The organism is Runella limosa DSM 17973 (assembly GCF_000482465.1).
Lineage (GTDB): Bacteria > Bacteroidota > Bacteroidia > Cytophagales > Spirosomataceae > Runella > Runella limosa.
In genome coordinates this window covers 23,757-37,774 of sequence record NZ_KI519422.1, presented here as the reverse complement: position 1 = coordinate 37,774, position 14,018 = coordinate 23,757, and the positions used below count along the sequence as shown (strand labels likewise).

Below are 14,018 nucleotides of genomic sequence, written 5' to 3'. Positions count from 1 at the left end.
AATTTGTTTACCCCAAACGATTGAGCAAAGGTAATTGTTGTAACGTGTCAAAGTGCGGGTTTCGACCCAAATCCTTCAATTTTTGTAATTGATGAAGCCCGTGCGCATCGGTACCAAATGCCTCATAATACCCTTTTTCTATCAATTGTTCGGCCGCTTTTCGTTCGGCCGACCCATACTGACCCACCAACGACAGCAAATTGAGCTGAAAAGAAACCCCTTTGTTTTTTAGGCTTTGCCATTCCCTCGGCTTTCCGTGCCAGTATCGGTAGCGCTCGGGATGCGCGAGCAACGGCGTGTATCCTTTTTGTTGAATTTTTTCAATCAATTTGTGCCCCCAAAGGCTAGGCGCTTGCATCGAAAATTCAAATAGAATATACTGGCCCTCGATAGGTAACAGCTGATCTTCTTGAATGAGTTGAACAAAATTTTCGTCAGCATAATATTCCGCCGATGCTTCTAGCACCAAAGGAAGCGAATGAGTTTCAATGAGTGCGTTGGTTTTTGCGGCGGCGGCTTGGATGGTCTCAAGGGTATTTTTGAAATAATCGGCCCGAACGTGGGGCGTAGCCACAATTTTCTTGATGCCTAATTGTACGTACTCCTGCAACATTGCCAACGTCACGTTTTCATCGGGCGATCCATCGTCAATGCCAGGAAGCACGTGGCAATGCCAATCACTTTCCATGAAATCGAGTGAAAAAGGAGCAGTTGCGCTCGAAGATTTTTTCTTAAAAAACGAAAACATGGGCCGCTATCTAAGTGTCAGGTACAATCCTAAAACAACCGCAACGGCGTTGAGCCCAATCACCACTGGGGACAATATACTGGCAAATCGTTGGTTTTTAACAATCCGTAAGCTCCATTTGGAAGGCGGAACAAAGACGTAATCTCCGTCAAAAACTGGAATGTTGGCCACGGCTGGGTCGCCAAGGTTGCGGATGTCATAATTGACTTCTTGTTGCACGCCTGAGCGTTTCCGAATCAGTTTAATCGTTTTTTCAGCCGTTGCAAAATCAATCCCCCCCGACATGGCAATGACCTCTCCCAAGGTCAATTTTTCATTTTCAAGATAAATCATGCCTTGTTTCGCCACCGAGCCCAATACCCTGATTTGTAGGTTGGAAATCTCAATGTCAAAAATAGGGTCGTTGATAAGGTCTTTGTAATACTGTTCTATGGCCCTGGTGGCATCGGTTTTGGTAAGTCCCGCCACTTTGACGCGCCCCACTTGTGGTAAAACGATTTGGCCATAACGGTCAACGGTAATCAAATAGGCAGACGCCCCTGCCTGTCCCGACGACATGGGCGTGGAGGCCACGGCGATGTTTCCACCCTGCGGGAAAATAATCTCAAGCGCATTGAGGCTTCGGATTCGCAAACGATCCCCAGGTTTAAGGCGGTACTCTGTCGTATCTGACAACAACTCAGGCTGACTACCAATCGTCTGAGTGGCTTTTGTGGTATCTGAGGTGCTTTTTTGGGCGTAAAGGGGGCCACAAAAAAGAAGAAGCAAAACGATAAAACGCATAGCAAAAAATAGCGAGGAGGGATAACCTCGAAACAAAAATACGTAAATTGCCCGCCTGTCCAAAATACCCGATGTATGCTCAAACCTTTCTACCATGCAGAACTCACCGAAGCGGGCCTCGACGAAGTGGGGCGAGGCTGCCTAGCGGGGCCTGTGGTAGCAGCAGCCGTGATTCTTCCCAAAGACTACACCAACGAACTGCTCAACGACTCGAAGCAGTTGAATAAAAAGCAACGCGAAGCCCTTCGCAACGACATACAAGAGGCCGCCTTGGCGTGGGCCATCGCGGAAGTATCCAACGAAGAAATTGACAAAATTAACATCCTTAAAGCCAGCTTTTTGGCCATGCACCGTGCCGTTGATCAATTGGCACTGCGCCCCGAGCATTTGTTGGTGGACGGAAATCGCTTTACGCCTTACCCGTTTTTACCCCATACCTGCATTATAAAAGGCGACGCCAAATTTATGAGCATTGCGGCGGCTTCGGTACTGGCCAAAACCTACCGCGACGACCTCATGGAGCGTTTGGCGGTGGAGTTTCCTCACTATGGTTGGGAAAGAAATGTAGGCTACCCTACGCCCGTGCATCGGGCGGGCATTCGGGAGTTTGGCCCCTGTTCTTACCATCGAATGTCGTTTCGATTGTTGTAAATCGGCCCAGTACCCCTACAAAATTCTAATTTTCTCAAGCTTGGGTGTGTCTATGTGGTTCGGAAGCAGTACCTTTGCGGAAAATTTCTTCCAAATCGTATTTTGTATCATCCCAAAATCGTACATACAATGGTTTCTACCACGATTGCCCGCGACACCCAAATTTTTGATTTAATCGCCAAAGAACACCACCGCCAAGAGTCTGGAATTGAGCTGATTGCTTCTGAAAACTTTACTTCTCCGCAAGTAATGGAAGCACAAGGAAGCGTATTGACCAACAAATACGCCGAGGGCCTTCCAGGCAAACGCTACTACGGTGGATGCGAAGTGGTGGACCAAATCGAACAAATTGCGATTGACCGCCTCAAGGAGCTGTTTGGTGCTACGTGGGCAAACGTGCAGCCGCACTCGGGAGCACAGGCAAACACGGCCGTTTTCTTGGCATGTTTGCAGCCTGGCGACAAAATTTTAGGTTTTAACTTAGCACACGGTGGGCACTTGACACACGGCTCGCCTGTGAATATTTCGGGTAAATACTTCCAGCCGTTTTTCTACGGTGTAGAACAAGAATCTGGTCTTATTGACTGGGACAAAGTAGAAGCCACGGCTTTGAAAGAGCGCCCAAAAATGATTATCTGCGGAGCGTCGGCCTATAGCCGCGACTGGGATTATATCCGTTTGCGCGCCATCGCCGACCAAATCGGCGCGTTGTTGTTGGCTGATATTTCTCACCCAGCAGGTCTGATTGTCAAAGGTTTGTTGAACGACCCGTTGGAGCATTGCCACATCGTCACCACAACTACCCACAAAACACTTCGTGGGCCTCGTGGTGGTGTGATTATGATGCGTAACGATTTTGAAAACCCATTTGGTCTGAAAACACCAAAAGGCGACATTCGCTCGATGTCTTCGTTGTTGGATTCTGGCGTTTTCCCTGGTACACAAGGCGGGCCACTTGAGCACGTGATTGCAGCCAAGGCCGTCGCTTTCGGCGAAGCGCTGAGCGATGACTACACAGAATACGCTCACCAAGTTCGCAAAAACGCCCAAGCAATGGCGAAAGCGTTTGTCGATAAAGGCTATAAAATCATCTCAAACGGCACTGATAATCACTTGATGCTGATTGACTTGAGCAGCAAAGGTTTGACAGGTAAGTTGGCCGAAAATACGCTTATCAAAGCCGATATTACCGTAAACAAAAACATGGTTCCATTCGATACCAAGTCGCCGATGGTTACTTCGGGAATGCGGGTAGGTACGCCTGCCATGACAACCCGTGGTTTGAAGGAAGCAGACATGGAGCGTATCGTGGATTTGATGGATACGGTATTGATGAACGCTGAAAACGAAGCAAAAATCGAAACCGTAAAACAAGAAGTAAACAACTGGATGGCGGAAGTGCCTCTTTATAAGTAGTTTTTTTGGTTTCCTGTTTGGGGTTTACTGTTGGAGGTTCACAACCTCAAACCCTAAACAGGAAACCGAAACATTTTGTCACCTCGACGAAGGAGAGGTCTATCACTTCGTTGTATTCCGACAAAAGAGTGCCAACGGTTTAGATACCTCCTTCATCGGTATGACAAACTTCGTCGGTATGACAAAAGCTGTTAACTATTCTTCTCCAACAGCTTCACCAATACCCCAAAATCCTTAGGATAAGGCGCTTCGATGACAACTGTTTCGTCGTTCATAAGCCTGAATGTGAGCGAGAACGCATGTAAAGCAACACGTTGAATGATGGGCAACTCTTCTGAGTCTTTCTTCAAATTGTAATTCCGTTTCAATTCTGACAAATAAACAGTTGCCCCGCCGTAGGTAGGATCGCAAACGATTGGCGCTTTGAGGCACTGTAAATGCACCCGAATTTGGTGCATTCGGCCCGTAATGGGGATACATTCTACCAACGTATGTTTCCGAAAAGCCTGTTTTGTAAAGAAAACGGTTTCGGCTGCTTTTCCATTTTGGCGGTCTATTTTCACGGCAGTGCCATCTTTGAGCGGTGCAATGGGTAAAAATACCGAGATACTGTCAAAATCGTGGACGCCATTGGCAACGGCATGGTAACGCTTGGTAACTTCGCGGTACTCAAACTGCATGGCAATGTGCCGATAGGCAGCAGGATTTTTGGCAATAGCCAACACGCCCGATGTTTCTTTGTCGAGGCGGTGGGCAACTTGGGCATCATGGCTGTATTCTTTGGCCATGCGCAAAATACTTATCGACTTATCAGCGGTACGTTCGTTGATGGTAGCGACGTGCGGAGGTTTATTGATAACGATGTAGTCTTCGTTTTCAAACAATATGAGGTCTTTGAACTCGTAACGGAGCATATTGGGACGTTTTTTTCACTTAGAAGAACAAAACAACAACAATTCTGTCATAATTCCTTGAACGAGTTAGTTACGCTTCACTAAATTCGCCTTTCAACAGGGTTTCGATATGGGCAATTGGTGCTGCCTGTAAACTATTCTTTCTTTTTCCAAAATAAAGGGTGTTTGTAACTTCGGTGTAACCTCGCCAAAGCAGGGTAATGTCGCCTTGCTTGAGCGCCTCGTGGCAGATAAAGTCTGGCAAAACGGCCAAGCCTTTGCCAACCGACAAACAACGAATAATGGAAAACTTATTGGGGACAATATAATTGGGCACAAACTCGGGTTGGGTCTCAAAATTAGCTTCCCAAAACCGACTCAGCAGCTTCATATCGGAGGCGGTATTGTACCAGATTTGCTCGCCAAACCAACCCAACAGCGCTTCTTTATCATTCAAATTGAGGGTTTGCCAGTCGGTCAAATCCGTTTTTTTCCCCGCTACCACCACCAATTGTTCCGTCGTAAACGCCTCCCATTCGATGTTGAGGGCATTTTTCTTTTGGGAGGCCAATACCAAATCAATCACCCCGTTTTCCAGCGCATCAATCAGCTTTTCGCTTTCGCCAAATTGCATAATTAAGTTAAAATCCAATTCGGGAATATGCTTTTCTAACGCTTGCTGAAACGTTTCTACGCACATTCCCATGCTCACCGTCGGGCGGTCTTTGCCTGATTTTCGTCGGAAACGGCTTTCAATATCTTCCAACACATTGAGCGAATGTTGCATCTGTTGGTATAGAAGATGCCCCCTTTCGGTAGGTATCATTTTTCTAGCCGTTCGCTCAAACAAGGCATATCCTGTGTAAGATTCTAGGGCATTGAGGTGAAGCCCAACCCCAGGTTGAGACACAAAAAGTTGCTTGGCTGCCCCACTCAGCGTTCCTGTTTCGTAAATTGCTTTAAAGGTGCGAAACCACTCTAAGTTCGTTTGCATTTATAATTTTTCTGATATTAACACAAATATACTATAAATAAAAATATATATAAACGCTTTAGAACCCAGTTTGGGCGGTTGTTGTTACCTAATTGAAAAGAGACTAAAACATCTATCTCATGCCAACAACAGCCCACCTCCCCTTCTCCCCCATTTTTAAAGGAGAAGATGCCATTCCCCAAGAATTTAGATTAGAAGAAGTACACCAGCGAGAATACCTCTTAAACGGTGAACTTGTCCAGTGGGATGGCCCTGTTACGTCTATTTATTCGCCCGTTTGCATTCCAACCGACAATGGTTTGGAACGTAAACTTTTGGGAAGTATTCCGCGTACTTCGCCGAAAGAAGCCTTGGAAGCGTTGGATGCCGCTGTCAATGCTTACAACAATGGGCTGGGCGAATGGCCTACGATGACCGTCGGCGAACGGATTAATTGTATGCAGAAGTTTGTTTATTTGATGATTCAACAGCGGGATTTAGTCATCAAGTTGTTGATGTGGGAAATCGGGAAAACATTGTCCGACGCCACCAAAGAATTTGACCGCACCGTCGATTACATCAATGATACGATTGACGCCCTCAAAGACCTCGACCGCGAATCGTCGCGTTTTCAAGAAGCCGAAGGAACCATTGCCCAAATCCGCCGAGCGCCGCTGGGCGTGGTACTGAGCATGGGGCCTTTTAATTATCCGTTGAACGAGATTTTTACGACGCTCATTCCTGCCCTGATTATGGGAAATACCATTCTTTTCAAACTTCCCAAACACGGGGTATTAGCTCACTATCCTTTGCTCAATGCCTTTAAAGAAGCTTTTCCCAAAGGAACCGTCAACACGCTGTACGGAAGGGGCTCGGAAATTATTTCGCCCATTATGGAAAGCGGAAAAGTGAATGTATTGGCTTTTATCGGCTCAAGTAAAGTAGCCAACGGCCTCAAAAAGTTGCACCCAAAAGTCAACCGCCTCCGCGCTATTTTGAGCCTTGACGCCAAAAATGCGGCCATTGTCACCAAAAATGCCAACATCGACGTGGCCGTAAACGAGTGTATCCTCGGGGCGCTTTCGTTCAACGGGCAACGTTGTACGGCGTTGAAGCTCATCTTTGTACAAAAAGAAATCGCCACGGAGTTTGTTGAAAAACTCAATGCGGCAGTATCGGCCTTAAAACCAGGCTTACCTTGGGAAAATGGCGTCAAAATCACACCCCTACCCGAAGAAGACAAACCCGATTATTTAAAAGCGTGCATTGAAGACGCCATTGCGCACGGGGCAAGTGTCCAAAACGAAAACGGAGGCTATACCGAAGCGTCGTTTGTGTTTCCAGCAGTGGTGTATCCCGTCAACAATCAGATGAAACTCTACCACGAAGAGCAGTTTGGCCCCGTTATTCCCGTCGTTCCTTTTGAAACCATCGACGAACCCATTGACTACCAAGTCAATGCGTCGCACGGAATGCAGGTGAGTATTTTTAGTGAAGATTCTAAAGAAGTGGCTCAGTTGATTGATTCTTTTGTCAACCTTGTTAGCCGCGTCAATATCAACTGTCAGGCACAAAGAGGGCCCGACGTATTTCCTTTCACGGGGCGCAAAGACAGTGCCGAAGGAACACTTTCGGTTTTTGACGCGCTTCGCTCCTTTTCGATTCGTTCGTTGGTAGCCACCAAATTGACCGAAAGCAACAAGGTGTTGCTGAATACCATCGTACGAGACCACGATTCTAACTTTTTGAGTACTGATTACATTTTTTAAGGTTTTCTAGTTTTACCCGCAGATGTACATGCTTGCGCATAGTTGGCAAACGTCTGCGGGTAAACGGTTTTTATATAATATTATTTATAGATTTCCATAATTTGTATTATTTTTATTGTATATACTCTTCAAATACCTTTGCATTGTCATTCACAACACCGAAAAACAATGCAAAAAATATTGGTTATCAACGGCGGAAAAACGTTTGCCCATTCGGGTGGCCGCCTCAACACTACGCTTACCGAATGGGACAGTGAATTTTTTACCCCTGAAAATGGCTTTGAGCTAAAAATCACGCAGGTAGGAGAAGAAAACTACGACGCCAACGAAGAAGTGGAGAAATTTGTGTGGGCCGACATCGTCATCTATCACTTCCCCATTTGGTGGATGTACCTTCCTTTTTCATTGAAAGAATATTTCGATAAAGTACTTACGGCTGGACATAGGAAAGGGCTGTATTACAGCGACGGACGGAAGGCCAGTAACCCCGAACGAAACTACGGAACGGGCGGCTTGATGCAGGGAACTCGCTACTTAGTCACTACGACTTGGAATGCTCCTAAAACTGCTTTTACACTACCCGAAGAGTTTTTTCAAGGCCGAAGTGTCGATGATGGTGTGTTGTTTCCCTTCCACCGCATGAATGCTTTTTGTGGACTAGAACCGCTGCCGAGCAAACATTTTCACGATGTTGAAAAAAACGGCTCGCCTGAGCTGACCGCTTCTTTCAAAGTAGAATATCTTGAGCACCTTCGTACTGTGTTTAGGGGGTAAAAACAGTTAGACTTTCCAAGTTTTTGAAACTTGGAAAGTCTTTTTTGGTATTCATTTCTTCAGTTTCGTCTTCCCAAATATGTTTTTTTGTTTTATAACATACTATGTTATAATTTTACTACATGATTGTTGAATTTGATAATAATGAATTAGTGGCCTATTATGAAGGTACTTACCGAGGAAAACTCCCATTTCAATCGTCAGTGGTAAAGCAATTTCAGAAAGTAGTCAATTACATGGTCGCTGCTCCCAATTTCAATGAGCTCAAAAAGATAAACTCATTGCGAATTCATCCACTCAAAAAAGAATTGACTGGCAAATATGCTGCAAGAATAAATGATCAATACCGTTTAATTTTTAGATTAAACGAAGAAGGAACAGTAGAGATACTCACATTGGAAGACTTGATTGATTATCACTAATGAAAAGAGCAAATGAATTGATACCTGCAATAGCTACTCACCCAGGAGAGCTACTGGCAGACGAATTAGAGGCAAGAAATTTGACTCAGCAAACCCTGGCCACTCAAATGGGGGTAAGTCAAGCGATTATCAGCCAATTATTACACAAAAAACGAAGAGTATCACTTGAGATGGCCTTACGGTTAGAACAGGCCTTGGATATTTCAGCCGAGTTTTGGTTGAATCTCCAACGCCAATACGATCGTGTAACAGCTTACCACAGTGCCCAAAGGTCAATCCGAAAACTTAACCTTCCCGAGCCTCGTCAAATAAAGTTGTTAGAAGCAATGTTGGGGTAATAAATCGTAACTGCAGTCAAGTGTTTATACTTTTAAAATAACCTATAATAAACTATCTTTGGTTATGAGCGAATAGTAACTAAACAACATAATGACTGTTGAGATAAAATTATTTCAAGTGTTGAATGGAGATTGTATTTGGGTAAAGATATATAATTCGGTAAGCTATCCACCATTCAACTTATTAATTGACGCTGGTTTTGTTTCCACCTACCAAAGAACCTTAAAAACGGCCTTTCAAGCAATTAGTGCTAAAGAAGAGGTCGTTGATTTGTTTGTTGTTACACACACCCACGACGACCACATATCAGGAATCAAGCCTTTTTTAAAAGAGTTTGGGATAGAAAAAGTGAAGCAATTTTGGTTCAATTGGTCTCCAACTCCTACACCCATGCTAGGCACCAGTACCGAGGTTGGAATACAAAAAGCCGTTTACGTTCGGGACTACCTTCTTGATCATAACAAACTTCCAGTAAAGCCAATTATGGCTATCGAAAGTCATGAAATCGCTCCTAATATTAAGATTACCATTCTATCACCTGACCGAAAGCAGTATGACAGTTTCGTGGAAAACTGGAACTTTGAAGAAGCGAAAAGAGAAGCAGTAACCAAAAGTATTGAAATAAGTACCAAGCAAGGGAGAGATTTTCACTTTAGTGTAGAAGAGTTAGCCAATAAACCTTTCCAAGAAGATACTTCACTTGAGAATCGTAGTAGCATTGCCTTTTTGTTAGAATTTCACGATTTTAAAGCTATTTTTACTGGCGATTGCGCTCCTTCCGTATTAGAAAACTCCTTGTTAGCATTAGGGTATTCAGAGACAAATCCGTTGAAGCTTGACTTCTTCAAAGTTTCCCATCATAGCTCAAAATCTAATACTAGCCCCAGTCTGTTGAAACTAATTGATTGCCAACATTTCGGTATTAGTAGCAACTCGTCAAACCGCGATTTCTTCCCCCACAAGGAAACTTTATCCAGAATAATTAAAGCTCGTAATGGTAAAACTACCCAATTCTTCTTTAATTATTCAGACCCTACTATTCATAGCATTTTTACTAAAGAAGAACAGGACAAGTACGCCATCACATGCGTATATCCTAAAGAAAATCAGAGCTTTATCGCTTACAATTGGCCAAAATGACACAAATTGACTTTACTAAATTAGCGGTACGTATCTCTGTAAAGGGTAGCCCAGTAGGTACAGGTGTATTGTTGAATCCCTCTACCGATTCACAATGGGTATATTTGGTTACGGCAAAACATTGCTTGGATGATTGCGAATCTTTGGATTTATTATCAATTGACTTTTTTCAGGGGAGTTCAAAGGGTTTTAAACCAATAACATTGACTAATGAGTGCAAAAGAATTGACCACAAAGAACGTGATTTAAGCTGTTTAATAATTTCAACATCATTCTTACTATCTCCAATACCAACAATTCCTATAAGTTTGACTATTAATCAAGGCGAAACATGTTATTTCTATGGGTTCCCCAAAGCTGTAGATTCTAACGAAATTGAATCTGTTGAAGGAAAAACAAATATTTCAATACAAGAAATATTTAAAATTGTTACTCTTCAAAATTTTGGTGCTGAACCAACTATTTCTTCTCAAGAAAATGTGAAAGGATTTTCAGGAAGTGGGGTATTTATAGAAAAAGAAGATACTATTTTATTGGTAGGTATAATATCAAAATATTTGCCAACTCTCAATCGCTTTGAAGCAATCGATTTTTCAACTCTAAATAAACTACTTGGGGATGAAATATTTTCAATTAATAACTATTTGTCAGAAACAAAAAATTATCAGCATTCGCCAAACACTAACCTAATTCCATATTTTCAAGGACAATTGAATGATGCAGAAAGTGCTTATAATAGCTTTTATCCTTTTAAGGCAAATGAAATTTTACAACAATTATCTAAAAAACTTGACGAGACTTCATTAAATCCTAGTCAAAAAAACCCATTACTATCAAAGTTATATTATTTACAGGCACTTTGCTTACTTGAGGATGAAAATAATGCCTATACTGAGTCAGGGAAATTATTTATAAAAGCTTATAATCTTCAACCTAACATACAATATCATGAACGATCTATTCAGGCTTATTATAAACTCGGTGAAACAGCTAATGCGATTACGTTAGCAGAAGAATTAATTAGTAAAGACCCTTATAATGCAAGAGCATCTGCTTTTTTACACCATATAGAACCCAATTATTCTGTTCCGAAACTTGTTGAAACGGATCATATTTATAAAATTATCTCAATTACTTATGAAGGTAAAACTGGCAAAATGATTGAAATGAGTTTATTTGATAAATTCTTTCTGGCAGAATTAGAAGAAAAAGAATTACCAGAAAAAAAAGATTTAAGTAGATCTGAATTAACATATTGGTTTTATTTAGCGCAATATGCTCTGTCATTTTTTTTAACAAATAATGGGCTACGCATAAGTAACACAAAAAAATATGACCCTCAAAATAGCCCAGAATTACAGTATGCTTATTCTTTATATGAACTTATTTGCAAATGTGTTCATGGCACTCAAATTGAAAAACAAATTTCATTTCAGTTAGCTTTTTTTGACTATTGGTATTGCCAGCATTTACTTAAAAATAGTACAGAATCAGTAGATGAAATGTACCGTTTATTTTTTGGAACTGAAACAAGCAAAAATAACCCATTTATAATCACTAAAGAAGGTATTTATACTAATATTCCTCAAAAAGTATATTTATTAGCAGATGCGCTTCTATGGACAAAAAGTTATGAGAAATTAGTAAAATCACTAAAAAAAGTCAAAGATTACCAACCAAATGATTTATTCATATTTGAAAGTCGAGCTTACACAGGTTTACAAGATTTAAAAAATGCTGTGATATCAATTAAAAAGTATATCGAAGGAGTTGAAGAAATAAATAAAATAAATGCAGCAAATTTTATTTATGCTATTGGAATAATCGGGCATATAGGTGAAAACCCAAAAGACATATGGGATTTCATATCAAACGGAAGGTTATTTAAACCAACCGTGATTGCCACTTTATTAGAAGCTTTGTGTTTTCATAATGATAAAAATAACCAAGAGTACGTAGCAGATTTATGTAAATCTGTTGAGGAAAGTAAACTATTAAACCCAACATATAATCTTCCTCTAGCAATTTGCTATTTTACTATTAATGATTTTAATAGTGCAATAAGAATTTTAAAGAGTTCGATCAATTTTACCGAAGAATCAGAAGAGCTGATTCTATATATTCGCTGTTTGTATTCTCTCAGACAAGAAGCCTCTCATTTATTAGAATTATTAGAATACTGGCGTTATAACTTTACACCAAACTTGATGCTCTTAGACATTGAAGTACAAATCAGAGATTTACTTCTAGATTATGCTTCTTTGGAAGAAATTGCCAGGTATGGCTTATTACGCTTTCCCGAAAATTATATTTTTTTATATCTATTGATTGACTCTTTGAATAGTCAAAATTACTCCAGTAAAACTACTGAACTAAAATCAATACTCAACGAATTAGAGTTTGAAATTATATCTTCTTTTGAATGGAAAGACCAGTTTAAGATTGGATTCATTTGTATCAACAATGAGCTAATTGACAAAGGCAAAGAAATATATTATCGGGCATTAAAATCTAACTCTCAGAATTCAACGGTAAAACAAGTATATTTTGCCAATTTTTTAAATTTAGAAAAAGAGAGCGAGAGTGCTAAACCTGAAGTGATTGAAAAAGACAGTATTGTCCAGCTAAGAGACGACTCAAAAGAGGAAAGCACTTTTTTAGAGTTATCAAAAGAAGAGTTATCAAACAATAAATTATCTCAATCATTAATTGGCAAAAAAAAGGGAGAGAAAGTGATTTATAAAAGAACATCAGGAAATGATGTCACTTATACCGTTATTGATATTTTTGACAAATATATAGGACAACAAGTGCTTTTTTATAAAGATATTGACAATAGACCAGCCGCATATAGTGATATTGAAACAATTCATGGAGAAGACGTCGAAGATATTGATTCACTTTTAAAAAAAATGCAAGAAGCTCATGGTCCAGAAGGTACTAAGAGGCAAATAATAACAGAGAGTGTAATTAAAAAATTTGCTGAGTATCAAATCGGATTTTTAGAATTTTCAGGTATTTTTAAAAATAACTATTTTGATACATGGAAGCATATTACATCTGACTATAATGACGGATTCCCAATCATACCTCTTGTTTTACAAGATAGACCTTTAAAAGAAAATACTGAAATAGTTATAGACTTTTCTACTTTATTTACTTTGTACAAAATATCAAAAATTTTAGATTTAGATGTACGGATAAACAAAAAACCATTTATTATATCGCAAAGAATGATTGACTGGATTGAAGATGAATTAAAGAGTTTAGAAGCTGATAAAAATTCATCTATGAGAATGCATATAACATCACATTCTATTCATCCAATCTTTTTTCCCGACAATTTTTTCAAGCTCAAAGCAGAAGAATTAAGAGAAATATTAGATTGGAGTATAAAGAATACTATTATCGAAATTGTGCCAGAAATATTTGAGTTTATTAGAAAAGAAGGCCAACAAAATGACTCACACACCTTAATAATTGCAGAAAACATTTTCCAATCATCTAAACCGAATAGAACTTTATTATCTGACAACGTATCTTACAAAAAAATTAAACCAATAAATACTATTTCAATAGAACATTATTTCATAAAAACTAACTTATTGATTTACGAAACAAAAATATTACCTCAATTACTTACACTAAATTACAGAGGTTTAACTTTAACTAAGTCATCTTTATGGTCACTTTATGAAGAAAGTAAAATCAAATCCTCTCGAAAAGACACTTTATTCCACAAAAGCCTTCATGGTTTGTCTCCTTTTTATAACCCTAGTAAAGGAAACATTTTCATAGTTATAGATTTTCTAAAAAACATATATGCAGACTCTTCTGATTTATGGTTCAAACAATCTACTTCAAGACGTTTATTAGAGTGCGCATTAAATGGAGCGCAAGACATAATAAACATAGATTTTCTCAAACAAAAGTTAAGAACTACTTTTTCCTTGTTAGGCCAACACCGTGAGAATATTTTAGAGGATTTGGATTATGTACTCAATATCATAGGGTGGAAGGAATAGCCTATTTCTTAGTAATACTGTTTACGATATCTTGAAGGCTCTTAATGAATATGGGAACTCAACTAAAAACAGAACGCCCTTCCAA

12 protein-coding genes are annotated in these 14,018 nt (G+C 40.2%); 8 read left to right on the top strand and 4 right to left on the bottom strand.

From position 1 onward, the window contains the following. Positions 1-7: 7 nt before the first annotated feature. Both K339_RS34070 and K339_RS0118040 read right to left on the bottom strand, forming a co-directional pair. Entirely contained in the window at positions 8-748 is a 741-nt protein-coding gene (locus K339_RS34070; protein WP_051398094.1) for a tyrosine-protein phosphatase, read from the bottom strand. A 6-nt stretch (positions 749-754) separates the two neighbouring features. Then, a complete protein-coding gene (locus tag K339_RS0118040; RefSeq protein ID WP_028524848.1) occupies positions 755-1,531 on the bottom strand; it encodes a polysaccharide biosynthesis/export family protein in 777 nt (258 codons plus the stop codon). Positions 1,532-1,606: 75 nt separating this feature from the next. Between K339_RS0118040 and rnhB the strand changes: the two genes are divergently transcribed. Both rnhB and glyA read left to right on the top strand, forming a co-directional pair. After that, positions 1,607-2,182 carry a ribonuclease HII gene (gene rnhB / locus K339_RS0118035; RefSeq protein WP_028524847.1) on the top strand — a complete coding sequence of 192 codons (576 nt, stop codon included), beginning with the start codon at positions 1,607-1,609 and terminating at the stop codon, positions 2,180-2,182. Between the two features lie 129 nt (positions 2,183-2,311). Continuing rightward, positions 2,312-3,598 carry a serine hydroxymethyltransferase gene (glyA, locus tag K339_RS0118025; protein ID WP_028524846.1) on the top strand — a complete coding sequence of 429 codons (1,287 nt, stop codon included), beginning with the start codon at positions 2,312-2,314 and terminating at the stop codon, positions 3,596-3,598. 191 nt (positions 3,599-3,789) lie between these two features. Here glyA and K339_RS0118020 read toward each other — a convergent pair whose 3' ends face one another. Next, positions 3,790-4,512, bottom strand: coding sequence for an RluA family pseudouridine synthase (locus tag K339_RS0118020; protein WP_028524845.1), 723 nt, complete (start codon positions 4,510-4,512; stop codon positions 3,790-3,792). A gap of 70 nt (positions 4,513-4,582) precedes the next feature. After that, entirely contained in the window at positions 4,583-5,485 is a 903-nt protein-coding gene (locus K339_RS0118015) for a LysR family transcriptional regulator (RefSeq protein ID WP_028524844.1), read from the bottom strand. A gap of 119 nt (positions 5,486-5,604) precedes the next feature. Here K339_RS0118015 and K339_RS0118010 point away from each other — a divergent pair, with 119 nt between their 5' ends. From K339_RS0118010 to K339_RS0117985, 6 genes are all read left to right on the top strand, one after another. Next, a complete protein-coding gene (locus K339_RS0118010; protein ID WP_028524843.1) occupies positions 5,605-7,233 on the top strand; it encodes an NADP-dependent glyceraldehyde-3-phosphate dehydrogenase in 1,629 nt (542 codons plus the stop codon). A 168-nt stretch (positions 7,234-7,401) separates the two neighbouring features. Continuing rightward, positions 7,402-8,007, top strand: coding sequence for an NAD(P)H-dependent oxidoreductase (locus tag K339_RS0118005; protein WP_028524842.1), 606 nt, complete (start codon positions 7,402-7,404; stop codon positions 8,005-8,007). Between the two features lie 122 nt (positions 8,008-8,129). Next, a complete protein-coding gene (locus tag K339_RS0118000; protein ID WP_028524841.1) occupies positions 8,130-8,429 on the top strand; it encodes a type II toxin-antitoxin system RelE/ParE family toxin in 300 nt (99 codons plus the stop codon). Next, positions 8,429-8,767, top strand: a complete 339-nt coding sequence (locus K339_RS0117995) for a HigA family addiction module antitoxin (RefSeq protein ID WP_028524840.1) — start codon at positions 8,429-8,431, stop codon at positions 8,765-8,767. Before K339_RS0118000 ends, K339_RS0117995 begins: the two co-directional genes overlap by 1 nt. A gap of 91 nt (positions 8,768-8,858) precedes the next feature. Continuing rightward, complete coding sequence (locus K339_RS0117990) at positions 8,859-9,908, top strand: ComEC/Rec2 family competence protein (protein ID WP_028524839.1); 1,050 nt, start codon at positions 8,859-8,861, stop codon at positions 9,906-9,908. Further along, complete coding sequence (locus tag K339_RS0117985) at positions 9,905-13,933, top strand: PIN domain-containing protein (RefSeq protein WP_028524838.1); 4,029 nt, start codon at positions 9,905-9,907, stop codon at positions 13,931-13,933. The genes K339_RS0117990 and K339_RS0117985 overlap by 4 nt, the downstream gene beginning before the upstream one ends. The last annotated feature ends 85 nt before the right edge of the window (positions 13,934-14,018 follow it).